Raw genomic sequence first — 21,128 nt, forward strand, 5'->3', positions numbered from 1 at the left:
GAACGAATTTGGGAGGAGTCGGTCATGGCAAACGTTCAGAATATCGACGTGCAAGCTTACGTCGATCAGCAAAAAATATCGTCGTTCCAACTGCTCGTGGTGGCTCTCTGCTTCGCAGTCGTCGCGATCGACGGTTTTGACACCGCAGCTGTCGGATTCATCGCGCCAGCGCTGCGGACAGAATGGCAGCTCACTCACGCGCAACTGGCGCCGCTATTTGCGGCCGGCCTGTTCGGCCTGATGATTGGTGCCATGGTCTTTGGACCGATTGCTGACAAGATCGGGCGAAAGCCCGTCCTTCTCTTCACCACGGCCTTCTTTGCCGCCGCCAGCCTGCTTTCAACGACGGCTGGGGACGTACACTGGCTGACGTTCTGGCGTTTTGTCACCGGAATCGGCCTCGGAGGCGCCATGCCGACCGCGACGACGCTGACGGCGGAATATTGCCCGAGCCGGACGCGATCGGTCATGATCACGACCATGTTCTGCGGGTTCACGCTGGGTGGCGCGCTGGGCGGGCTGGCCTCCGCCGGACTGATCGAGAACTATGGCTGGAAGGCTGTTCTCATCCTTGGTGGGGTCATCCCTCTCGCGCTGCTCTTCCCGCTTGCATGGGCACTGCCGGAATCACCGCGTTACCTCGCAATGAAGGGCGGCCAGGATCGGCGGGTCGCGGCGATCCTCGGCCGGATCCATCCGGCGCCGGAGCTCGCTGACGCTCATTTCATGCCGCCGCAGGTCACCGCGGGATCTCCCGTCGGCAAACTGTTCACGCCTGGTCTGGCGGGCGGCACCGTGTTTCTCTGGCTGACCTTCTTCATGAGCTTGCTCGTCTTCTATCTCCTGACGAGCTGGCTGCCCACGCTGCTGACCGGGACCGGCCAGAGTTTCCGCTCAGCCGCGCTGGTGGGGCTTGTCCTGCCGCTCGGGAGCACTGTCGGCGCGGTGGCGCTCGGCTATGCAATGGACAAGACTGAGCCGCATCTGGTGCTTGCGGCAAGCTATATCCTCGGCGCCCTCTCGATCGCAGCCCTGGGCCATGTCGCATCATACCCTGTCCTTCTTGCGCTGGCCGTCTTCGGGGCGGGTATCGGAACGGGTGGCGCCCTGATCGGTGTGAATGCGCTTACCGCTTCCTTCTACCCTACGGCCAACCGAGCCACCGGCGTAAGTTGGGCGAACGCCGTCGGTCGCACCGGATCGATTTTCGGATCGGTTGCGGGCGGCTATCTCCTCAGCCTTGGCTGGCCCCTCCAATCGGTCTTTACCGTCGCAGCCCTGCCGGCACTGATCGCGGCCGTCACGATCTTCGGAAAACGCTGGATAACGCCGGTAGGTGCTGTCCGGTCCGAGCTGAAACGCGCCTGACGCAGGTCTGGAAGTTGTCCATGGATCGTCACATGAAAACCGATATCCCCGTCCGAGATTACCTGATCCGATCGATCACCAGCACGATTGTCGATGTGCCTACAGTCCGAAAGCACAAGCTCTCGAACACATCGGTCACCGCACAAAGCTACGTGATCGTTCAAGTTCAGCTTGGGAATGGACAGGAAGGTGTCGGCGAAGCGGCGACGCTCGGTGGACCGCGCTGGAGTGAAGAAAGCGTCGAAAGCATCAAGTCAACGATCGACGTCTATCTCGCTCCAGCGCTGATCGGAACGCGCGCCGACACATTCGAGCTGGCCGGCGCGCGTATGGAGGCCGCCGCAAAACGAAACTACGCCGCCAAGGGAGCGATCGAATCCGCGTTGATGGATGTTGTCGGAAAGTCGCTGAACCTTCCGGCAAGCCAATTCCTCGGCGGCGCCGTGCGCGATCGCGTGAGAGTGCTTTGGACGCTGGCATCCGGCGATCCGGGCCAGGAATTGGAGGAGGCCGAGGGCAAGCTCGAAAACCGCAAGCATGACACCTTCAAGGTCAAGATCGGCGCGCAAGCTGCTGAGACAGACATGGCGAGGCTTCGTCATTTGTCGCGCGGCCTGGAGGGCAGGGCGAAGCTTATCGTCGATGCCAACCAGGCTTGGGACGAAACCACGGCACGGCAATACCTGCCGGTGCTCGCCGAGCTCGGTATTCAGCTGGTGGAGCAGCCATTGCCCGCCTGGAATATCGCCGGCATGGCACGCCTTCGCGGCGGGGCTGTTCCGTTGATGGCGGACGAGTGCGTGTTCACGACGCACGACATGCTCGCAGTCTCATCGGCCGCGGCTGCCGACGTCGTATCTCTCAAGCTCGTCAAGCATGGCGGCCTGCTGAATATCCGACGCGTCGCCGGTATCGCCGAGGCCGCAGGCATCGGCCTTTACGGCGGATGCCTGCTCGAAAGCTCGATAGGTGCTGCTGCGCACCTTCAGGTCTTCGCCACATTGCGCAACCTGCCTTGGGGCTGCGAGCACTTCGGGCCACAAATCCTCGTCGATGACCTCGCGACAGAGCCACTAACGTTTGCGGATTTCGAAGTGCATGTGCCTACCGGACCGGGTCTTGGCGTTTCAGTCGATCATAGCAAACTGCGCCATTACGCGCGCTCGTAAGGAGGACGTGATGCTCTACCATGTGCAAATGACGGTGCGCGTGCCGCACGACTTTGATGCGGAGACATTCGAGCGGCTGAAGACCGAAGAAAAGTCGAAGGCGCAGGAACTCCAGCGCGCCGGGAAGTGGCGTCACCTTTGGCGCATTGCCGGATGTTACGCCAATGTCAGCATATTCGAGGTGGACAATCACGACGAGCTGCATGGCATTTTGTCTGCGCTGCCGCTCTTTCCGTTCATGGAGATCGCTGTCAGCCCGCTTGCCCACCACCCTTCGGCGATTGCTTGAGCTGGTTGGAGCAAACGATGTTTGTGCAAGTCAGGGATCTCATCTTCCACGTAAGGATCGAAGGCAATTCAGCTGGTGAGCCACTGGTGCTCCTGCATTCGCTTGGCACGGAAATGCGGGTCTGGGATCCCCAAGCCGAGGTGCTTGCAAAGCGTTTCCTCATCGTGCGCGTTGACCTTCGTGGACACGGCCTCAGCGATGTTCCCCCTGGACCTTATACGATCGAAGAGATGGCCGACGATCTGCTCGCAATCCTTGATAAGGTGGGCATTGGCCGTTGCCATCTCGCGGGACTATCAATAGGCGGCATGGTCGCTCAGGCGGCTGCCGCGCTGCAGCCCCAGCGGTTCGTGTCGCTCATTCTCTGCGATACGGCGCTGGCGATTCCACCTGCAGCGCTCTGGCGAGAACGAGCGGCGACGGTCCGCGCCAATGGCGTTGAAACCATCGCTGATGCGGTGCTCGGGCGCTGGATCACGCCTGCGTTCGCCGGCCGGCCAGAGGCGCGGGTGCTGCGAAAAATGCTCATTTGCACAGCGGCCGAAGGCTACGCCGGCGCCTCAGAAGCAATCGCGGTGGCGGACCTGTCGGAAAAGACGCGCAAATTGCGCATGCCGACGCTGGTTCTGGTCGGAGACCAGGATGAGGCTACGCCGGTACAGGACGCATTGTCGCTTGCGAATTGCATTCCCGGCAGCCGCCTGGAAATAGTAGCGAACGCGTCTCACATCCCGACATTTGAGCAGGCCGCGGCGGTGTCCGACGCTATCGAACTCTTTCTCACCTCCTTGGTCGCGCACAGCGAGGAGAAATGCCCGCGATAAATCGAGGCGAAGGTTGTGCCCCGAAATATTGTCTTGCTCAATTAGTGGAATATTCCCCTGCTGCCGAAACCGCATGGCATGGACGAGCTGAAGGAGGCGGTGGACTAGCGGGCGCGCACGTCTCGTCGCAAAACTCGGCCAGCCGGGCGACGCTTGATGCTTTCTGCCACTCTCGGAACAATTCTCCAGCTCACGCTGTTGCGCCTCGATCGATACACTGGAGGCGCGCATGATCAACGACCTTTGGTACAAGAACGCCATTGTCTATTGCCTGTCCGTCGAAACATTCATGGACGCCAACGGAGACGGGGTAGGCGACTTTCAAGGGCTTGCGCGGCGCCTGGACTATCTCGCGGGCCTGGGCGTTACGGCGATCTGGCTGATGCCGTTCCAGACTTCGCCGGGCAAGGATGACGGTTACGACGTCTCCGACTACTATAATGTCGATCCCCGCTATGGCACGCTCGGTGACTTCGTTGAATTCACGCATGGCGCCAAGCAACGCGGCATCAGGGTTCTGATCGACCTTGTGGTCAACCACACTTCGGATCAGCACGCCTGGTTTCAGGAGGCGCGGTGCAACGAGAACTCCCGCTATCGCGGTTGGTATGTGTGGTCGAAAGAGAAGCCGAAGAACGCTGACGAGGGAATGGTGTTCCCCGGCGTCCAGAAGACGACCTGGACTTACGACGACAAAGCCAAAGAATACTATTTCCATCGCTTCTACGAGTTCCAGCCCGACCTCAACACGGCAAATCCGCATGTCCAGGCGGAAATCCTGAAGATCATGGGATTCTGGATACAGCTTGGCGTCTCCGGCTTCCGGATGGATGCCGTGCCGTTCGTGATCGGCAAGAAGGGCGCGGACGTCACCCGGCCGCAAGAGCAATTCAATATGCTGCGGACGTTCCGCGAATTCCTGCAATGGCGACAGGGCGACTGCATCATCCTCGCCGAGGCAAACGTACTACCGAAGACCGATTTGGAGTATTTCGGCCAAGATGGCGACCGGATGCACATGATGTTCAATTTCCAGGTCAATCAGACGCTGTTCTACGCACTCGCGAACGCTGATTGCCAGCCGCTCGTGAAAGCTCTGGAGGCCACGCGCACGCGGCCCGAAACCGCCCAATGGGGTCTCTTCCTCAGAAACCACGACGAGCTCGATCTCGGCCGCTTGAGCGAAAGGCAACGGGACGCAGTGTTTGCGGCGTTTGGGCCCGAGAAAGATATGCAGCTTTATGATCGCGGGATCAGGCGGCGTTTGGCGCCAATGATGGACGGCGACGAAGACCGAATACGCATGGCATACAGCCTGATGTTTTCGCTACCCGGGACCCCCGTGCTACGCTATGGCGACGAGATCGGCATGGGCGACGATTTATCGCTGCCGGAGCGCAACTGCGCGCGCACTCCGATGCAGTGGTCGACCGAGCCCCAGGCGGGATTCACGAAAAGCGGGAAGCCGGTGCTGCCGGTGATATCGGGCGGACCCTATGGCTACGAGCACATCAACGTGGCGGATCAACGAAAGAGCCCGGAGTCCATGTTGAACTGGATGGAGCGGCTGATCAGGATGCGCAAGGAAGCTCCTGAAATTGGCTGGGGCGCGTACACTTGCGTCGAGGTTGACCAGAAGGGTGTCCTGGCAATTCGCTACGACTGGCGCAACAATTCCGTCCTTGTCGTTCACAACCTCAACTCGAAGCCTGTGGAGGTGGAGATCGATCCCGGCGTCAAGGATACCGGAGACCTTCTGGTCGACATTGCGGATGGGAGCGACAGCAAGGCGGGCGAGGGCGGCAAACATTGCCTCTATCTCGAGGGCTTTGCCTACAAATGGTTCCGCGTCGGAGGCCTCGATTACCTGCTTCGTCGCACCGAGCTTTGAGAAGACAACAGGGATGCCCTCCCGATGACTCGATCGGATCGAGCGGCGTTCGCCGTGTCATCATCTCGCGCCGTGAAAGATGATCCCGACAGTCTGGCGCATGCCGGAGCGGACACGGCTTAGGCCGTGGCGCAGGTTCACGCGGTCGTCATGCTGCGGCCTTCGTGGCCTCGCCTTTGGAGCGCAGCGCGGCGACAGCCACATGAGAGACAACGGCAATCGAGCCGAGGACGACGATGTAAAAGAAGAGAAGGCCAAGCGCGGACTGCGGCCGACCGATCGCTTCAACCCCATGGCGGAACGCGATCAGAACCGGATAGCTCAGCATATATAAGCCATACGCAAGACGCCCGGCCTGCTTTGCGACGCCGCGGAGCCAGGACGGATTGGTCGCCGTCGCCGAGAGCAGGACGACAATCGGCATCGCGACGACCAGCAGCGGAAGGCTGACATACTTCGACGGCAGCAGCATCATGCCGAGGAAGGCGCACCACATCAGGAGCGGATTGAGACGCGGCAGCCTATGTCCCCAGCGCTGGACAAGGTGGTAAGCCAAGGCGCCGTAGAAGAAGCCGAACAGGCATCTCGGATATCCGCCCCAGTAGGACTGCGGTTGGTAGCCCATGTTCGGATTTCGGGCGAGGAACGCAACTGCGAGGCATAGCAGACCCACGGACAAGACCAGCGGAATGAGCAGATGAAGGTTTAGCCACTTCCGCAAGAGACACAGCATAGCGAAAGCATAGACCTCAAGCGCGATCGCCCAGGTCGGCGGGTTCAGTGGAAACACGTAGGCCGGATCTACGAAGGTCGGCAGGAAGAACGGGTTGAACGTGACTGCCTGCTGAACGACCGGCCATGGCCATTCGACCGATCCCACGTCCGCAAGGATTGCCGCGATGGAAAGGCTCATCAGAATTCCGAGAAGGTAGAGAGGATATATCCTGGTAAGCCGGCCCCAGATCAGGCTCTGGAACGTCGCGTCCCGGCCTCCCTCTGCCATGAGCCGTCCGCAGAAATAACCTTCGATGGCGAAAAAGAAATCGATGCTCAATTGGCCCTGCGTGAACGGGTCTTTGAATAGCCCCTCCGTCCAATGCGAGGTGAAGATCATGATGGGAGCCAGGGCCTGAAGGCCCATCAGGGCGATCGTGCTGTCGTGGTCCGATGCCATCGTTTTCCCCTACGCTGCTCGGGATCAGTGGTGGTCTCCGGCGACGAAGCCGTAGCTCCCGGTCGTCTCATGCAGGTCATCTCGGCGGCGCCAAATTCGAGGCGAGCGTTGTAGGCTGGTAGACAGACAATTTTGACATGCGAATCCACCGTTCCATTCTCATACGCAACCAGGAACTGCAAGAAAGGCTTCCACGGATCTTCGAAAATTTCAACCCAAAAACGGCATGCAAGCCCAAAGAAAAAATTAGAACTTGGAAGTCAAATATTCGGTCGACCTCGAAGTTGTCCTCAGCGCCACTCTGACAAGAAGCCAACAGCGAAGACAAGGTACGTCTTTAAACCAAATATTTCTACAAAACTTCGAAAGAATACTTATTCTGTATTGCGAAGAATGGAGAAGTATGTCATTAATTACCGTGAACATGGATCCCACACTCGTGGGTGGCTATCCCAGCCGCCGATCCGCTGGGCAACCTCTAAGCAAGCACACCGCGCGTATCATTTCGGTGGATAGCCCAGGTTGGAGTACGACTATGTTCTTCACCCCGTAAGTTTATCTTCCTTACTGTCGCCAAGCGATTTGCATCGACTATGCACGCTGAATGGTTGCAGTATTGCTTATGGTTTGACTTTTAAGCGCAGAAGCGTATGCGCGTTTCGCGTGTATGGCTATTGCGTTTTGGCGCCGAAATTTTTCGGCGAAAAGCGTCCGTTGGCTCGCCGGGAGGGCGGCCGATGATGTCAGGAAATACACATCATGCTTGGTAATCGTGTTTATGAGCGTCAATCATTATAGCGGGCACGCCGATGCGGACCGGTTGGAGGAGGTCGGTAAACCAGTCGGCGGGTCAAGGAAGCCGCTGTCGAGCCGTGCAACGTCTGCGGGGGCATGGGCCATCGCCGGCAAGCTCGGCGCCAAGCTGATCGATCTCGGAACACTGGTCATTCTGGCCCGCTACCTGACGCCCGCGGACATGGGTCTGATCGCGATGGCCATGACGGCCGTCCTCATCATCGAGGCCATTCTCGACCTTCCAATCGCCGCGGCGCTTCTGCGGACCCAGAACCCCACCGACGATATGTTCGATACTGCGTTCACGCTTGGCGTGATCCGTGGTCTCGTCATCGGCCTGATACTTGGAATCCTGGCCTGGCCCTTGTCGCAGTTCTACGGGTACCCCGAGCTCGCCGCTGTCATCGGAATCCTCAGCTTAGCCCCCGCAATGCGGGGGATGGCGAACCCAAGGATGATCATCTTCGCCCAGCATTTCGATTTAAGACGCGATTGCGCCATCGACGTCGCATCGAAGAGTTGCGCCTTTCTCGCCGCGGTCACAGTCGCCATCGTCTTTCACAGCCATTGGGCCATCGTTGCGGCGATCATCGCGACGCCGCTTGCCGCTCTTATCCTGTCGTTCGCCTTCGTCCCCGTTGCGCCAAGGCTTACCCTTGTTGAGTGGCGTTTCTTCTCGGGCATCTTCGGATGGAATACGCTCACGCAGTTCATCTCGGCGCTGAACTGGCAGCTCGAGCGCCTTATGCTCCCCCGCTTCATCCCTGCCGCTCCCTTCGGCAAGTTCACGGTCGCGACGGACATCAGCTTCATTCCCCATCAGGCAGTCGTCCAGCCGTTGGTGAAGCCGCTGGTCGCGACCTTTGCACGCTTTGAGGATAAGAAGGAGCTTGGCAGCATCTACTGCCAGGTGGTCGGAGGCTACATGCTATTTCTGGGCTTGCTCTACATGATCATGGGTGCTCTTGCGGAGCCGTTGATCGCTATCGTCTTCGGTCCTCAATGGCTGTCCGCGGCGCCGATCCTGGCCTGGCTGGCGATCATCAACATCATCGCCATACCGCTTCTGCCCCTCGTGCCGCTCGCGCTCAGGCTTAACCAGATGCATTTTCTCACAATCCGGATGGCGGCAGAGATGGCGGTCAGGATCCCGCTGACACTCGTCTGCATCGCCCTCTATGGAGTGAACGGAGCTCTTGTGGCTCAGACCGCCGCGGCTGTTGCCGTTCTGGCGATCGTCCTCTGGAGCGTTCGCGAAATGACGGGCGCAAGCGTGATCGCTCAGGTGGCCGCGTTCATACGGCCGCTAACCAGCCTCGCGCTAACTTTTGCGCTTTTCGGATATGCCTCGCCGTTTCAGTTCGAGGGACAGGATATTTTCGCCCACCTATGGCGAGCCTCCGCCGCCTGCGCCTTGATGATCGCGTGTTACGGCGGGCTGACGGCAGCCCTTTGGGGGCTCGCGGGCCGGCCAGAAGGCGCGGAAACCTACGCAATCAGAAGAATTTTCGGAGCGTGAGCGGCAAGCTGCTTGAGAACAGCGTTGTGAGTTCCGGCGCAGGTAACGATCATGCCTATGGAAATTCGTACATGACCGTCGATGCCGGAAACAGCAATGACGAAGTCGGGACCGGCGGCTATTCAACGTGAACGCGGTAACGGCAATGACCTCATGGCGACCCTGGGTTATTCTCAGGTCGACGGTGGGGCCGGCAAGGCCGCTGCTGTCGCTTTGGTACCGGTATCGGCTTAGGCGTGGGCGCCGCGCAAGGGCTCAAGTGGAGACAACCGCACATTTGAAGAGAGAGGCGCCACCGGGCATGGACACGCCCGGGCTTTAGTCGCAATCTCATGGAACGAGGACCAGCAATCGTAGCGAGCGACATGCTGGAACCAAGCGGCAAGCATGTCCGTTTCGGTCCTGAACCTTAACGAAAGGAGGGCGCCATGCGCATCGTTGGAACACAGGTTATAGCTGCTGGTGGCGGGAAGGCCGGCTTCACGGTCGAGTTCGTTTGCGACGGAGGCGAAATCGTCTCGGTACAGCTGCCGAACGATGATCAGCGCTCGCTCAACCGGCAAAACGCGATAGACAAGGCAAAGGAGCTGATGAGCCAGATCTCATCCTCCGATACTCCCGAGGGTGGGGCAACGAGCGCTCGCTCGCCTTCGGATCGATCGGTGCTCGAGGAGGAATTGGATGAAGGGCTTGAGGAAACGTTTCCGGCCAGCGATCCGGTCTCGGTAACGAACCCCTCTATTTCAAAGCACTAGAAGGCGTCCAACCGCCGCCCGGATTAGGCGGTAGTGAAAGAAAAGGCGAGCAGCCGCCGGCTGCTCGCCTTTTTAGCGATATGTCATCAGCAGGGGAATGCCTACGGCAAGGCAAACGAGAACAACAGCGCTCGCGATCCGCAAGGTACGGAGGCGCCGTGTACGCTCCCCACTCCAATCATAAGTCATGGCCGGTCTCCTCGGGATTGGGAGTTAGAGCCCGGTCAGCCGGGTTCAATAGGTATGGCACAACTTACTTGCGTAAGGCTGATCTAAATTACCACTGTAATAATTAGGGAATTCGTAGCTTCAATCGCCAAACCGCAGCGCCCAGCGGCTGCCATTGTGGGTCATGCGCACGACGGACAGCGGCTCGACATCCGTCAGCCAGAAAGAGGATAGCGGTGCCTGAAGCACATTGATGATCGCGGCCCGTATTAGCGCGGCATGGCTTATCGCGACGACGCGGCCGCCGAGCGCTGATTGCGGTTCCATCCACGCGGCGGCCCGCGCTGCGAGCTGCTTGAGATTTTCGCCGCCGTGGGGCGCCGATTCAGGATCGCTCATCCAGGCAAGCAGGTTTTCGGGTTCCTGGGTTTGCAGATCAGCAATCGTCATCCCGCTCCACCGGCCGTAATTGCAATCGGCAAGAAGGGAGTTCGGAACAGCGCCAAGAGAGAGCGCTTCGGCTGTCTGGCGTGCGCGGAGTGCCGGGCTGGTCAGGACGCGATCGGCGCGTTGCAGCCGGTCTACCATGGCGCGCGTCTCTACGATGGCTTTTCCCTCAAGCGGTTCGTCGAGGGGAAAACGGCCACTACGGCTGGCGCTTGTCAGCCCGTGGCAGATCCAGGTGAGGCGGGTGTGCATTCCTGGATCTCCGAAAAATGCGATGGGGAGGCGGATGAACTTTCGTTGACAGTTTTCCACGCGCAGATATAACGGTCATGTTGCGGGTTTGGAAGCCGGTGAGAATCCGGCGCGGTCGCGCCACTGTAACCAGGATGCGAAAGCAGGCTGGAAGTCAGACCCTTACCGCACAATGCTCTTTCGACTGAACGCGTTTTCCAGGAGGAACACATGTCTGACACCACTTTTACGCCTGTCGCAACTCCGGCACCGATCCCGGTAGGTGAAATCCTGCCTTGGGCGATCTTCGGCGGTTTGCTGATGATCATCGCTATCTATTTCGTCGGCACGGAAGAAGGCGCGATGGCGCTGTTCTCCGGCGGTTATGTGCATGAATTCGTGCATGACGGCCGCCATCTTCTCGGCTTCCCCTGCCACTAAAGGACGACCGACATGGTTGGGAACCTTTTGCTTCGCGGCATGCTCGCGGGGGTGATTGCTGGCGTCCTGGTCTTTGCTTTCGCCCATTTCTTCGGCGAGCCGCTGGTCGATCAGGCCATTGCCTTTGAAGAAGCGGCCGCCCAGGCGGCAGGCGAAGCGGCCGAACCTGAGCTCGTCAGCCGCGCCACGCAGGCCGGCCTTGGCCTCTTCACCGGCGTCATGGCCTATGCAATTGCCGTTGGCGGGCTCTTCGCCCTTGCCTTCGCGTTCGTTCATGGCCGCTTCAGCCGGCTCAGCGCTCGCGGCACGTCCGCAGTGATCGCGCTCGCCGCCTTCGTTGCCATCATCCTCGTACCCGGCATCAAGTATCCGGCCAATCCGCCCGCGGTCGGCAATGGGGATACGATCGGAGTGCGCACCGAGCTGTTCTTCCTCATGATCGTTGTGTCGATCGCCTCGCTGATTGCGGCAGTGGCGTTCGCGCGTCGTCTCACGGCACGCTTCGGCGTCTGGAACGCTTCGATTATCGCTGGCGTGGCCTACATCGTCTTTATCGGCCTCGTGCAATACCTGCTGCCGCCGATCAACGAGGTGCCGGAGAATTATTCGGCGATGGTGCTCTGGCGCTTCCGAACGACTTCGCTCGGCATGCATGTCGTCCTGTGGTCGACGCTTGGGATTGTTTTCGGCATGCTCGCCGAGAAGCGGCTTGCATCCGGGACTGCGGTTGGCCGTCCGGCATTCCGCTGAGAGGGCAATGATGAGTCCTGGAACCGCTGGGGCACATTTTCCAAGACCATGAAGAGAGTCAGTCTTCCGCTTCTTATTCTTTCGGTCAGTGCTGCCTTCGCCCACAGCGCGATGGCGCATGGCCGGAGTGTGTCGGCCAATCACACTGGCATCCCGGTTCCTGAAATCTCCCATGGCGAGATGGCGGTGATGGCGGATTATCGGGACCGGATCGTTGATCTGGCCTCGAAGGCGACCGATACGAACGAGCCGTTCAGACGCGTGCTGAACTACGCGCAGATCCAGTATTCCTACTGCCTGTGGGGCCGGGTGCCCGGCAGCGTCACGGACGAGCAGAGCCCGTTCAACGAATGCGCTCATGCCTATCTGGCTGCGACGAAGGCGGTGCTGATGGCCATGCGCGACATGCCCCGAGAAGCGGATGCCGCTTCGGCGATCATTTCAGACGCCGACGCCGAAATGGTGCGGCGCGGGCTTTCGCTGATCACCTGCCGTTTCAGCGGCGAGGCGTTCAATACGGCGGATGTCGTGCGTCCGCGCTGGAGCGAAATTCCGACGCACCCAGCCAGCATGGCGTCGCTATCGGGCCTCATGGCCATTCTTTTCGGCGTCTATATCGCGGCGCGGCGGCTGCTTCGCGCTCAGTCGTCCGTATAGCGCTGCTCGCGCCATGGGTCGCCATAGATATGGTACCCGTTCCTTTCCCAGAAGCCTGCCTGGTCGGCGGCAATGAGGTCGATCCGGCGAAGCCACTTGGCGCTTTTCCAGAAATAGAGATGCGGCACGACGAGGCGCATGGGGCCGCCGTGATCGCGCGTCAACGGCAGGCTCTCCCATGCTGTCGCAAGGATCGCATCTTCGGCGGCAAAATCGGCAAGCGGCAGATTGGTCGTATAGCCGTCATAGCTTGTCAGCATGACGAAACTGGCTTCCGGCTTCGGCATCGCAAGATCGAGTAGATCGCGTGTCGAAACACCGTTCCAGTTGTTGTCATAGCGCGACCATGTGGTGACGCAGTGAATGTCGCTGACCTTAGTGCTCTGCTCCAGGGCTTGAAAGGCTGCCCAGGAAAGGTCGAGCGGGGTTTCGACGAGGCCGCGGACCTCCAACCGCCAAGTGTCGAGCGGGATGACCGGCTGCTGGCCGAGATCGAGCACGGGCCAGTTCTTGACCAGATGCTGGCCAGGCGGCAGGCGCTCGGTTTCCGGGCGGCTGATGCGTCCGGTCAGGAACTTGCCTTCGGCCGCCCAGCGGCGCTTCGAGGTGGTGAGCTTGCTGTCGGCGGGGGTCTGCTCGTCGCTCATGCGGGTTGTCCTTCTCGGGTTGGCGCAATAGGACATCCCGGCTTCGCGCAAGTCAAGGCAAGGCGGCTCTTGGAAATCCGACGTCCGGTCATTAGACTTGAGCAGTCGGGGTATGCCTTCCGGGGAAGGAGGCAAAAGGGAGAGGAGCCGGACCTGTTACCGAGATACAGGTTGATAGCCGCGTTGTTGTCAGTGCCGTTCATCGTCTTCGCCTTCTTCTATTACGGCGGGACGCTGGCGACGCGCGCCTATATGGGCGAGGCCTCGGCGCAGGCAGGCACGGCACTGCGGCTGGCGGTCTCCGCGCTCAGCGGTCACCTCAGCCGCTACGAGGCGCTGCCGGCGCTGATTGCCGATCACGACAACATCAAGCAATTGGTCGGCCGTCCGGACGACAGGGAGCTGCGCAACGCGGCGAATCTTTATCTCAGGGAGATCAACGGGCTTCTGAAGTCGTCCGACATCTATGTGATCAAGCCGGACGGTGAAACGATCGCGGCCAGCAATTTCGATTTGCCGGGCAGCTTCGTCGGCGAGAATTTCAGCTACAGGCCCTATTTTCAGCAGGCGATCGCCGGCAACAGGTCGCGTTTCTACGCTCTGGGGACCACTTCGCTGAAACGCGGATACTATTTTGCCTCGCCGATCCTCGCCGGTGCCGAAATCCGCGGCGTCATTGTCTTCAAGGTCGATATCGACATGATCGAGGCTTCGTGGAGTGATGGAGAATACCGCATCTTCGTGTCGGACCCTGAAGGCATCATCTTCATGTCCGGAAAGCCGGATTGGCTCTACAAAGGCATCCAGCCGCTGACTGCCGATCGCATTGCACGCACCGAAGCGTCCCGCCGCTACGCAAACGCAACGTTGGCCGCTCTGCCGATCGTCGGCGGCCGCTTCGAAGAGCACGACCTGATGACGCTTGTCGAGGAGGGCTTGCAAAAGGAATATCTTGTGCTCTCGCACCATATGGCCGCCGAAGACTGGACCGTTCACGTGCTGATGGAAACCGGGTCTATCCGAACCCAGGCACGCACGGCACTTGCTGCGGTCTTCCTCATCCTCTGCATTGCAGGGCTGGCGATCGCGATCATTCGGCAGCGGCGGATGCGGCTCAACGAGCGCATGCAATTGCAGGCGGAAGCGCGCAACGAACTGGAGCGGCGCGTCGAGGAGCGCACTGCCGATCTTGCCCGCGTCAACAGCCGCATCGAAGAGGAAATTGCGGAGCGGCGCCTAACCGAGCAACGTCTTCGCCAGACCCAGGCCGATCTTATCCAGGCGGGTAAGCTTGCCGGGCTCGGCCAGATGTCGGCGGCGCTGTCGCATGAATTCAACCAGCCGCTTGCCGCGGCGAAAACCTATACGGACAGCGCAGCCGTGCTCCTTGATCGCGGGCGGACCGCCGAAGCGCAGGACAATATCCAGCGCATCGGCGGACTTATCGATCGCATGGCGTCGATCAGCAGGCACCTTCGCAACTTCGCCCGCAAACCAAACGAGAAGCTCGGCCCCGTGCCGCTTGATGAGGCGATCCGCGACACGCTCGAGATCGTCGAATGGCGGCTGAAGGCGGCGGATGCTAATCTGAGGATCGATCTCGGCATTCAGCCGCCGGTCGTGCGCGCTGGGTCCGTGCGTCTGCAGCAAGTGCTGGTGAACGTGATTTCCAATGCCGCTGATGCCGTTGAGGGGCTCGATGACCGGCGGATTGAGGTAACGGCGTTGGAGGAGCAGGGTAGGGTGGTGCTGACGGTGCGCGATCACGGGCCTGGCGTGCCGGCGGCTATCGCCGAGCGCATCTTCGATCCCTTCTTTACAACCAAGGGCGTGGGTAAAGGATTGGGGCTCGGACTCTCGATCTCCTATAACATCGTCAAGGATTTCGGTGGCAGCCTGACGGTCTCCAATCATCCGGAGGGGGGTGCGATGTTCCGCATCGAGCTGCAATCGGCAGCGGGTAAGATGCCGGAGGCGGCGGAATGAGCGAGCAGAAGATCCTGTTGGTGGACGACGAAGAGGAGTTGCGCCGGTCGACCGCACAGGCTTTGGAGCTCTCCGGCTTCAATGTCGAGACTTTTTCGAATGCCGATCACGTGCTGGAACTGATCGGCTACAGCTTCGCGGGCGTCGTCGTCAGCGATATCCGCATGCCGGGAACCGATGGCATGACGCTGATGCAGAAGATCCGTGAGATCGACGCGGAAGTCCCGGTCATCCTCGTCACCGGCCATGGCGACGTGCAGCTCGCCGTAAAGGCGATGCGTGAAGGCGCCTATGATTTCATCGAAAAGCCGTTCACGCCACAGATGCTGGCGGGGGTGATAAAGCGAGCCTTGGAGCGGCGGAGCCTTGTGCTGGAAAACCGGCTGCTCAAGGCCGTAGCCGGCAAGCGCGACGACCTCGAGGCGCGCCTGCCGGGACGCACGCAGGTGATGGTGGATCTGCGCTATCGCATCCGCGCCATCGGGGCGAGCGATGCCGACACGCTGATTGTCGGCGAAACGGGCGCGGGCAAGGAGGTCGTGGCGCGGGCGCTGCATGACATAAGTACGCGAGCGAGCCGCCCCTTCATCGCGATCAACTGCGCGGCGCTGCCTGCGAACCTGATCGAGAGCGAGCTTTTCGGCCACGAGGCCGGCGCTTTTCCGGGTGCCGTGAGGCCGCGATACGGCAAATTCGAGCACGGGCGCGGCGGCACGATCCTGCTCGATGAAATCGGTTCGATGCCGTTCGATCTGCAGGCCAAGTTTCTCCGCGTGCTTCAGGAGCGCGTGATTACGCGCCTCGGCTCGAATGAGATGGTGCCACTCGACGTGCGCTTCATCGCGACCAGCAAGGTCGATCTCGAAGCCGAAGTTGCCGCAGGACGATTCCGCGCCGATCTTCTTTATCGGCTGAACGTCGCAACGCTGCATGTGCCGGCGCTGGCGCAGAGACGGCAGGATATCCCGCTACTGTTCCTCCAGCTCGTCCGCGAGGCCGCTGCACGCTACGGCCGCGACGACATGGCGGTGCCGCCCGAGGTGATTTCCGATATCGCCCAGCGCGATTGGCCAGGCAACGTGCGTGAACTGCGCAATGCTGCCGACCGCTTCGTGCTTGGTCTTGATAGCGGGCGGCAATTGGGTGAGGTCAGCGGCCTAGCCGACCGCGTCGCGGAGTTCGAGCGCGGGGTCATCGCCAGCGCGCTCGTCGCACATGGCGGCAGCCTGAAACCCGTCTATGAGTCGCTACAGATTTCCCGCAAGACGCTATATGAAAAGATGCAGAAATACGGGCTGGACAAGAAGCTGCTCATCTCTGAATAGGCGAATGGGTGGATTCCCACACATCGCCGACCGCCTTTGTGTCCATTTCGACCCATGCTGCGCTGCACGCGCATGAAATCTCATCAACGGGCAGCGCGGCGCTGTTTGCGGCCGTGAGTTCAGAGCGTCCTAATGGTCCGATCCGCACTGGCGCGTGGAGGCGTCGACGGTATCGTATTTTCAGGGAGGAAAACGATGAAAATTCTGAAGACCATGCTTGGCATGACGGCGGCTGTTGCCGTCGCGGTTCTTGCAAACGCGGCTTCCGCACAGACCTATCCCGAGCGCGCCATCACGATGGTTGTTCCCTTTTCAGCCGGTGGCCCGACCGACACGGTTGCCCGCCTCGTCGCCGAATCCATGTCCAAGGATCTCGGCCAGCAAATCGTCGTTGAAAACGTTGGCGGTGCCGGCGGGACGCTCGGCGCAGGGCGGGTGGCCGCAGCCGATCCGGACGGTTACACGATCCTGCTGCATCACATCGGCATGGCGACCAGCGCCACGCTCTACCGCAAGCTCGCCTACGACACGCTGAACGCCTTCGAATATGTCGGCCTCGTCACCGACGTTCCGATGACGATCGTCGCTCGCAAGGACTTCGAGCCGAGCGATCTCAAGAGCCTTATCGAATACGTCAAGGCCAACAAGGACAAGGTGACGGTCGCCAACGCCGGCATCGGCGCCGCCTCGCATCTTTGCGGCATGATGTTCATGAGCGCGATCCAGACGCCGCTCACGACCGTTCCCTACAAGGGTACCGGCCCGGCGATGACCGATCTTCTCGGCGGTCAGGTCGATATCATGTGCGACCAGACGACCAACACGACGAAGCAGATCCAGGGCCGGACGATCAAGGCCTATGCCGTCACCTCGCCAAAGCGTCTCGATGTCCTGAAGGACATTCCGACGGCGGTTGAAGCCGGTCTGCCCGGTTTCGAAGTCGGCATCTGGCACGGCATCTATACCCCGAAGGGCACGCCGGCTGAGATCAACGAACGGCTCTCGAAGTCGCTGCAGGTGGCGTTGAAGGATCCGAACGTCGCTGCCCGCTTCGCAGAGCTCGGCACGGCACCCTCGACGGAAGCCGAAGCTACGCCTGCTGCGCTGAAGGCCAAGCTCGAAAGCGAGATTGCACGCTGGAAGCCGGTGATTGACGCTGCCGGCGAATATGCCGACTGATCTCCGGCGCTCATTGGGTGCCCCCTCACCCTAACCCTCTCCCCGCCGGGGAGAGGGGACTTGTCATTATCCCCCCTCACCTCGGGGAGAAGAGCTCGAAGGGCGGGGGGCTGCCCGCAGGATGCGACCTTTCTCCAACCTCACGGAGACATTATGAAATCAGTTAGCTTCGACACCACCAATGCCATCTGCGGCGCGCTTCTTGTTGCGACCGGTGCATTCTTCGCCATCCAATCCTACAATCTCGACCTTGGGACGACGCTGCGCATGGGCCCGGGTTACTTCCCGCTGCTACTTTCAGGCGTATTGATCATTCTCGGCGCGATAGTCTTTGTGCAGGCGCTTCGCGTGCAGGGCGAGCCGATGGGGCCGCTGGCCTGGCGCGGGATGCTCTTCATCCTGCCTGCCCCGATCTTCTTCGGGCTGACGGTTCGGGGAATGGGGTTTGTACCTGCAATCTTCCTGACCGCTTTCATCGCCTGTTTCGCCTCGCATCGGATGACGGTGATCTACGGGATTTTGCTCTCGGTGCTGCTGACGGCCTTTTCCGTTGGCGTCTTCAGTTATGGCCTCGGACTGCCATTCGAGCGCTTTGGCCCCTGGGTCCGGTTCTAGGAGGTCGCAATGGAACTTTTCAGCAATCTGGCACTCGGCTTTGCAACGGCGGCAACGCCCGCGAACCTCCTTTTCTGCCTCATCGGTGTCCTGCTCGGGACGCTGATCGGGGTACTGCCCGGTATCGGCGCGACCGCGACGATCGCCATGCTTCTGCCGATCACTTTCCAGCTGGAGCCGGTGTCGTCGCTCATCATGCTCGCCGGCATTTACTACGGTGCGCAGTACGGCGGTTCGACCACGGCTATCCTGATCAACATGCCGGGCGAATCGTCCTCGGCGGTAACGGCGATCGACGGTTACCAGATGGCGCGTCGAGGCAGGGCAGGAGCGGCGCTCGCGATCGCCGCACTCGGCTCCTTCTTTGCGGGCACCGTCTCGACCTTCCTTGTTGCGATCTTTGCGCCACCACTGACCGAGATCGCCCTGAAATTCGGCGCTGCGGAATATTTCTCGCTGATGGTCGTCGGACTGGTGTCGTCGATCGCGCTTGCCCACGGCTCTGTCGTCAAGGCGCTTGCGATGGTGGCGCTCGGGCTGCTGCTCGGCTTGGTTGGCACTGATATCTACACCGGCACGCCGCGCTTTACCCTTGGTATCCGTGAGTATGCCGATGGTTTGAATTTCGTGGCGCTTGCCGTCGGTGTCTTCGGCATCGCCGAAATCCTGCGCAACCTCGAAGGGGAGAAAACCCGGACGGTACTGATGGCAAAGGTCACTGGCCTGCTGCCGTCACGAGAGGAATTCAAGGAGATGATCGCGCCGGTGCTCCGCGGAACGGCGATCGGCTCGGCTCTCGGCATCCTGCCGGGCGGAGGCGCGATCCTGGCATCCTTCGCCTCCTATACTGTCGAAAAGCGGGTTTCAAACAGGCCCGAGGAGTTCGGCAAAGGCGCCGTCGCTGGCGTTGCGGGTCCGGAGTCGGCGAACAATGCCGGGGCGCAGACCTCCTTCATTCCGCTTCTGACGCTCGGTATCCCTGCCAATCCGGTGATGGCGCTGATGATCGGCGCGATGATCATCCAGGGGATCGTACCTGGACCGAACGTCGCGACCGAGCAGCCGGCGCTCTTCTGGGGCATCATTGCGTCCATGTGGATCGGCAATCTGATGCTCGTCATCCTGAACCTTCCGCTGATCGGGCTCTGGGTGAAGCTGCTGACCGTGCCGTATTACGTGCTCTTCCCGATCATCATGGCCTTCTGCTCGATCGGGGTCTACAGCGTCAACTCCAACGTTTACGACCTCTATGCCGTCGCCTTCTTCGGCTTCATCGGCTATGTGCTTGCCAAGCTCAGATGCGAGCCGGCGCCGCTGCTGCTCGGTTTCGTGCTGGGGCCGCTGCTCGAGGAGAACCTGCGGCGCGCGATGATCCTTTCGCGAGGCGATCCATCGACCTTCGTCACGCGGCCGATCAGCGCGACCCTTCTTGCAATAGCAGCAGCCGTCCTCGTCGTCGTCTTCCTGCCGAGCGTGAAGAAGAAGCGCGAGGAGGTTTTCGTCGAGGAAGCTTGAGGGTTGCGGTTCCACGTTCTTTGTTGAACAAAGGGCCATCTGACGCGGGCGCCGATTTTGGCGCCCGTTTCGCATGAAGGATATCCAGGCCTATGAACATCCCCGCGCGGATCAAGGACGATCTGGCTTTTCTCACATCGGTGCGCCGCGACCTGCACGCCCATCCGGAGCTCGGTTTCGAAGAAGAGCGCACCAGCGGCATCGTGGCGAAACTGCTGGAGGAAGCGGGTATCAAGCTGCATCGCGGACTGGGCGGCACAGGCGTCGTCGGGACGCTGCAAGTCGGCAACGGTACGCGGGTGATCGGACTTCGAGCGGACATGGATGCGCTTGCCATGCCGGAGATCGCCGAGCGGCCTTACAAATCAACCGTCCCCGGCAAGATGCACGCCTGCGGGCATGACGGACACACCACCATGCTGCTCGGCGCAGCACGTCATCTTGCCGCGACCAAGGGTTTTTCCGGTACGGTGCATTTCATCTTCCAGCCGGCGGAGGAGGGCAGGGGCGGCGCGAAGCGCATGGTGGAAGAGGGGCTTTTCCAGCTCTTCCCCTGCGATGCGGTCTATGGCTTGCACAACATGCCGGGCCTTGACGTCGACGAGATTGCGGTCGTCGAAGGGCCGCAGCTTGCCTCCTCCGACAGTTGGCGCATCACATTTCGCGGAACCGGAACGCACGGCGCAAAGCCACATCTCGGGCGCGACCCGATCACCGCCGCCGGCACGTTCCTCGCCTCGCTGCAGACCATCGTCGGCCGCGTCGTCGATCCGCTCCAGCCTGCCGTCGTCAGCGCCTGTTCGCTGCAGGCGGGCAACCCCAAGGCGCTTAATGTCATTCCGGACACGGTCGAGATCGGAGGAACGGCCCGGGCCTATTCCGCCGAAGTGCGCGATCAGCTTGAAGCGGAGATCGGCCGTCTCGCTCACGGGACGGCGGCGATGTACGGCATTGCCGTTGACTATCAATTCGAGCGGCGCATTCCGCCGGTCATCAACGACGCCGATGCGACACGGCGGGCGCTCGGGGCCGCGCAAACGGTGTTCGGAGAGAAGGTCCGGACGAGCTTTCCGCCTTCGACCGCGGGGGACGACTTTGCATTCTTCGCGCAGAATGCGCCGGGCTGCTACGTTTGGTTGGGCAACGGGCCTGCGGTAGACGGCGCCTTGCATCACAACACGTCATACGACTTCAACGATGCGGCGATCGGCTATGGCGTGGCTTATTGGGTGGAGCTGGTGGAGCGGGAGCTGGCGGCTTAGGCCGAGACGGATCGCCCCCTCATCCGACCCTTCGGGCCACCGTCTCCCCGAGGGGAGAAGGGCCGGCGACGTCTCGCCAGTTCGCTGACATCGAATCTTTCGGGTGAAGCGCGGCTACCTG

At 60.8% G+C, this 21,128-nt stretch carries 20 protein-coding genes, 1 pseudogene and 1 other annotated feature; of the genes and pseudogenes, 17 read left to right on the forward strand and 4 right to left on the reverse strand.

Annotation, left to right across the window (positions count from 1 at the left end; genetic code table 11):
* Positions 1–24 precede the first annotated feature (24 nt).
* From ACPYOJ_RS08920 to ACPYOJ_RS08940, 5 genes are all read left to right on the forward strand, one after another.
* Positions 25–1,368 carry an MFS transporter gene (locus ACPYOJ_RS08920; protein ID WP_481415915.1) on the forward strand — a complete coding sequence of 448 codons (1,344 nt, stop codon included), beginning with the start codon at positions 25–27 and terminating at the stop codon, positions 1,366–1,368.
* 32 nt (positions 1,369–1,400) lie between these two features.
* The gene (locus ACPYOJ_RS08925) at positions 1,401–2,537 is read left to right on the forward strand and encodes a muconate/chloromuconate family cycloisomerase (protein ID WP_481415916.1); all 1,137 of its coding nucleotides are present in this window, start codon (positions 1,401–1,403) and stop codon (positions 2,535–2,537) included.
* A 10-nt stretch (positions 2,538–2,547) separates the two neighbouring features.
* Positions 2,548–2,826 (forward strand): muconolactone Delta-isomerase, encoded by a 279-nt coding sequence (gene catC, locus ACPYOJ_RS08930; protein ID WP_481415917.1) that lies wholly within the window; start codon positions 2,548–2,550, stop codon positions 2,824–2,826.
* Positions 2,827–2,843: 17 nt separating this feature from the next.
* Positions 2,844–3,650 (forward strand): 3-oxoadipate enol-lactonase, encoded by an 807-nt coding sequence (gene pcaD, locus ACPYOJ_RS08935; protein ID WP_481415918.1) that lies wholly within the window; start codon positions 2,844–2,846, stop codon positions 3,648–3,650.
* 229 nt (positions 3,651–3,879) lie between these two features.
* Entirely contained in the window at positions 3,880–5,541 is a 1,662-nt protein-coding gene (locus tag ACPYOJ_RS08940; RefSeq protein WP_481415919.1) for an alpha-amylase family protein, read from the forward strand.
* 60 nt (positions 5,542–5,601) lie between these two features.
* On the opposite strand, the pseudogene ACPYOJ_RS08945 reads toward ACPYOJ_RS08940, so the two are convergent.
* A pseudogene (locus tag ACPYOJ_RS08945) lies at positions 5,602–5,685 on the reverse strand (2OG-Fe(II) oxygenase); the annotation flags it as partial.
* Positions 5,686–5,689: 4 nt separating this feature from the next.
* Positions 5,690–6,715 (reverse strand): acyltransferase family protein, encoded by a 1,026-nt coding sequence (locus ACPYOJ_RS08950; protein ID WP_481415920.1) that lies wholly within the window; start codon positions 6,713–6,715, stop codon positions 5,690–5,692.
* A 423-nt stretch (positions 6,716–7,138) separates the two neighbouring features.
* Positions 7,139–7,192: a sequence feature (sul1 is cis-regulatory element that is thought to sense ions involved in sulfur or methionine metabolism; They are found in Alphaproteobacteria), on the forward strand.
* Positions 7,193–7,493: 301 nt separating this feature from the next.
* Here ACPYOJ_RS08950 and ACPYOJ_RS08955 point away from each other — a divergent pair.
* The 3 genes from ACPYOJ_RS08955 to ACPYOJ_RS08965 all read left to right on the forward strand — a co-directional run bounded on the left by ACPYOJ_RS08955 (position 7,494) and on the right by ACPYOJ_RS08965 (position 9,784).
* Positions 7,494–9,029, forward strand: a complete 1,536-nt coding sequence (locus ACPYOJ_RS08955; protein ID WP_481415921.1) for an oligosaccharide flippase family protein — start codon at positions 7,494–7,496, stop codon at positions 9,027–9,029.
* A gap of 96 nt (positions 9,030–9,125) precedes the next feature.
* The gene (locus ACPYOJ_RS08960) at positions 9,126–9,263 is read left to right on the forward strand and encodes a hypothetical protein (RefSeq protein ID WP_481415922.1); all 138 of its coding nucleotides are present in this window, start codon (positions 9,126–9,128) and stop codon (positions 9,261–9,263) included.
* A gap of 194 nt (positions 9,264–9,457) precedes the next feature.
* Entirely contained in the window at positions 9,458–9,784 is a 327-nt protein-coding gene (locus ACPYOJ_RS08965) for a hypothetical protein (RefSeq protein ID WP_481415923.1), read from the forward strand.
* Positions 9,785–10,093: 309 nt separating this feature from the next.
* Here ACPYOJ_RS08965 and ACPYOJ_RS08970 read toward each other — a convergent pair whose 3' ends face one another.
* A complete protein-coding gene (locus ACPYOJ_RS08970; RefSeq protein WP_481415924.1) occupies positions 10,094–10,651 on the reverse strand; it encodes a histidine phosphatase family protein in 558 nt (185 codons plus the stop codon).
* A 210-nt stretch (positions 10,652–10,861) separates the two neighbouring features.
* On the opposite strand from ACPYOJ_RS08970, the gene ACPYOJ_RS08975 reads away from it, so the two are divergent.
* From ACPYOJ_RS08975 to ACPYOJ_RS08985, 3 genes are read left to right on the forward strand one after another with little or no spacing between them, the layout of a single operon-like run.
* Positions 10,862–11,071 (forward strand): CbtB domain-containing protein, encoded by a 210-nt coding sequence (locus tag ACPYOJ_RS08975; RefSeq protein WP_481415925.1) that lies wholly within the window; start codon positions 10,862–10,864, stop codon positions 11,069–11,071.
* Positions 11,072–11,083: 12 nt separating this feature from the next.
* The gene (locus tag ACPYOJ_RS08980) at positions 11,084–11,821 is read left to right on the forward strand and encodes a CbtA family protein (protein ID WP_481415926.1); all 738 of its coding nucleotides are present in this window, start codon (positions 11,084–11,086) and stop codon (positions 11,819–11,821) included.
* A 48-nt stretch (positions 11,822–11,869) separates the two neighbouring features.
* Positions 11,870–12,478: a hypothetical protein gene (locus tag ACPYOJ_RS08985; RefSeq protein WP_481415927.1), complete on the forward strand. Its 609-nt coding sequence runs from the start codon at positions 11,870–11,872 to the stop codon at positions 12,476–12,478.
* Here ACPYOJ_RS08985 and ACPYOJ_RS08990 read toward each other — a convergent pair.
* Positions 12,463–13,125, reverse strand: a complete 663-nt coding sequence (locus ACPYOJ_RS08990) for a sulfite oxidase-like oxidoreductase (RefSeq protein ID WP_481415928.1) — start codon at positions 13,123–13,125, stop codon at positions 12,463–12,465. The genes ACPYOJ_RS08985 and ACPYOJ_RS08990 overlap by 16 nt on opposite strands.
* 171 nt (positions 13,126–13,296) lie before the next feature.
* Between ACPYOJ_RS08990 and ACPYOJ_RS08995 the strand changes: the two genes are divergently transcribed.
* From ACPYOJ_RS08995 to ACPYOJ_RS09020, 6 genes are all read left to right on the forward strand, one after another.
* Entirely contained in the window at positions 13,297–15,111 is a 1,815-nt protein-coding gene (locus tag ACPYOJ_RS08995; RefSeq protein ID WP_481415929.1) for a sensor histidine kinase, read from the forward strand.
* Positions 15,108–16,436, forward strand: a complete 1,329-nt coding sequence (locus tag ACPYOJ_RS09000; RefSeq protein ID WP_481415930.1) for a sigma-54-dependent transcriptional regulator — start codon at positions 15,108–15,110, stop codon at positions 16,434–16,436. Before ACPYOJ_RS08995 ends, ACPYOJ_RS09000 begins: the two co-directional genes overlap by 4 nt.
* Before the next feature lie 195 nt (positions 16,437–16,631).
* The gene (locus ACPYOJ_RS09005; protein ID WP_481415931.1) at positions 16,632–17,615 is read left to right on the forward strand and encodes a tripartite tricarboxylate transporter substrate-binding protein; all 984 of its coding nucleotides are present in this window, start codon (positions 16,632–16,634) and stop codon (positions 17,613–17,615) included.
* 153 nt (positions 17,616–17,768) lie between these two features.
* Complete coding sequence (locus ACPYOJ_RS09010; RefSeq protein WP_481415932.1) at positions 17,769–18,230, forward strand: tripartite tricarboxylate transporter TctB family protein; 462 nt, start codon at positions 17,769–17,771, stop codon at positions 18,228–18,230.
* Between the two features lie 9 nt (positions 18,231–18,239).
* Positions 18,240–19,745, forward strand: a complete 1,506-nt coding sequence (locus tag ACPYOJ_RS09015) for a tripartite tricarboxylate transporter permease (protein WP_481415933.1) — start codon at positions 18,240–18,242, stop codon at positions 19,743–19,745.
* Positions 19,746–19,837: 92 nt separating this feature from the next.
* Positions 19,838–21,007 (forward strand): M20 aminoacylase family protein, encoded by a 1,170-nt coding sequence (locus tag ACPYOJ_RS09020; RefSeq protein ID WP_481415934.1) that lies wholly within the window; start codon positions 19,838–19,840, stop codon positions 21,005–21,007.
* The last annotated feature ends 121 nt before the right edge of the window (positions 21,008–21,128 follow it).

Source organism: Rhizobium sp. SVR5-9E (assembly GCF_056755095.1).

Coding starts and splice junctions, on each gene's coding strand:
- ACPYOJ_RS09005 (WP_481415931.1), top strand. CDS start 16,632: ATGAAAATTCTGAAGACCATGCTTGGCATGACGGCGGCTGTTGCCGTC.
- ACPYOJ_RS08940 (WP_481415919.1), top strand. CDS start 3,880: ATGATCAACGACCTTTGGTACAAGAACGCCATTGTCTATTGCCTGTCC.
- ACPYOJ_RS08965 (WP_481415923.1), top strand. CDS start 9,458: ATGCGCATCGTTGGAACACAGGTTATAGCTGCTGGTGGCGGGAAGGCC.
- ACPYOJ_RS08920 (WP_481415915.1), top strand. CDS start 25: ATGGCAAACGTTCAGAATATCGACGTGCAAGCTTACGTCGATCAGCAA.
- ACPYOJ_RS09000 (WP_481415930.1), top strand. CDS start 15,108: ATGAGCGAGCAGAAGATCCTGTTGGTGGACGACGAAGAGGAGTTGCGC.
- pcaD (WP_481415918.1), top strand. CDS start 2,844: ATGTTTGTGCAAGTCAGGGATCTCATCTTCCACGTAAGGATCGAAGGC.
- ACPYOJ_RS09020 (WP_481415934.1), top strand. CDS start 19,838: ATGAACATCCCCGCGCGGATCAAGGACGATCTGGCTTTTCTCACATCG.
- ACPYOJ_RS08925 (WP_481415916.1), top strand. CDS start 1,401: ATGAAAACCGATATCCCCGTCCGAGATTACCTGATCCGATCGATCACC.
- ACPYOJ_RS08970 (WP_481415924.1), bottom strand. CDS start 10,651: ATGCACACCCGCCTCACCTGGATCTGCCACGGGCTGACAAGCGCCAGC.
- ACPYOJ_RS08985 (WP_481415927.1), top strand. CDS start 11,870: ATGAAGAGAGTCAGTCTTCCGCTTCTTATTCTTTCGGTCAGTGCTGCC.
- ACPYOJ_RS08950 (WP_481415920.1), bottom strand. CDS start 6,715: ATGGCATCGGACCACGACAGCACGATCGCCCTGATGGGCCTTCAGGCC.
- catC (WP_481415917.1), top strand. CDS start 2,548: ATGCTCTACCATGTGCAAATGACGGTGCGCGTGCCGCACGACTTTGAT.
- ACPYOJ_RS09015 (WP_481415933.1), top strand. CDS start 18,240: ATGGAACTTTTCAGCAATCTGGCACTCGGCTTTGCAACGGCGGCAACG.
- ACPYOJ_RS08975 (WP_481415925.1), top strand. CDS start 10,862: ATGTCTGACACCACTTTTACGCCTGTCGCAACTCCGGCACCGATCCCG.
- ACPYOJ_RS08955 (WP_481415921.1), top strand. CDS start 7,494: ATGAGCGTCAATCATTATAGCGGGCACGCCGATGCGGACCGGTTGGAG.
- ACPYOJ_RS08990 (WP_481415928.1), bottom strand. CDS start 13,125: ATGAGCGACGAGCAGACCCCCGCCGACAGCAAGCTCACCACCTCGAAG.
- ACPYOJ_RS09010 (WP_481415932.1), top strand. CDS start 17,769: ATGAAATCAGTTAGCTTCGACACCACCAATGCCATCTGCGGCGCGCTT.
- ACPYOJ_RS08960 (WP_481415922.1), top strand. CDS start 9,126: ATGACGAAGTCGGGACCGGCGGCTATTCAACGTGAACGCGGTAACGGC.
- ACPYOJ_RS08980 (WP_481415926.1), top strand. CDS start 11,084: ATGGTTGGGAACCTTTTGCTTCGCGGCATGCTCGCGGGGGTGATTGCT.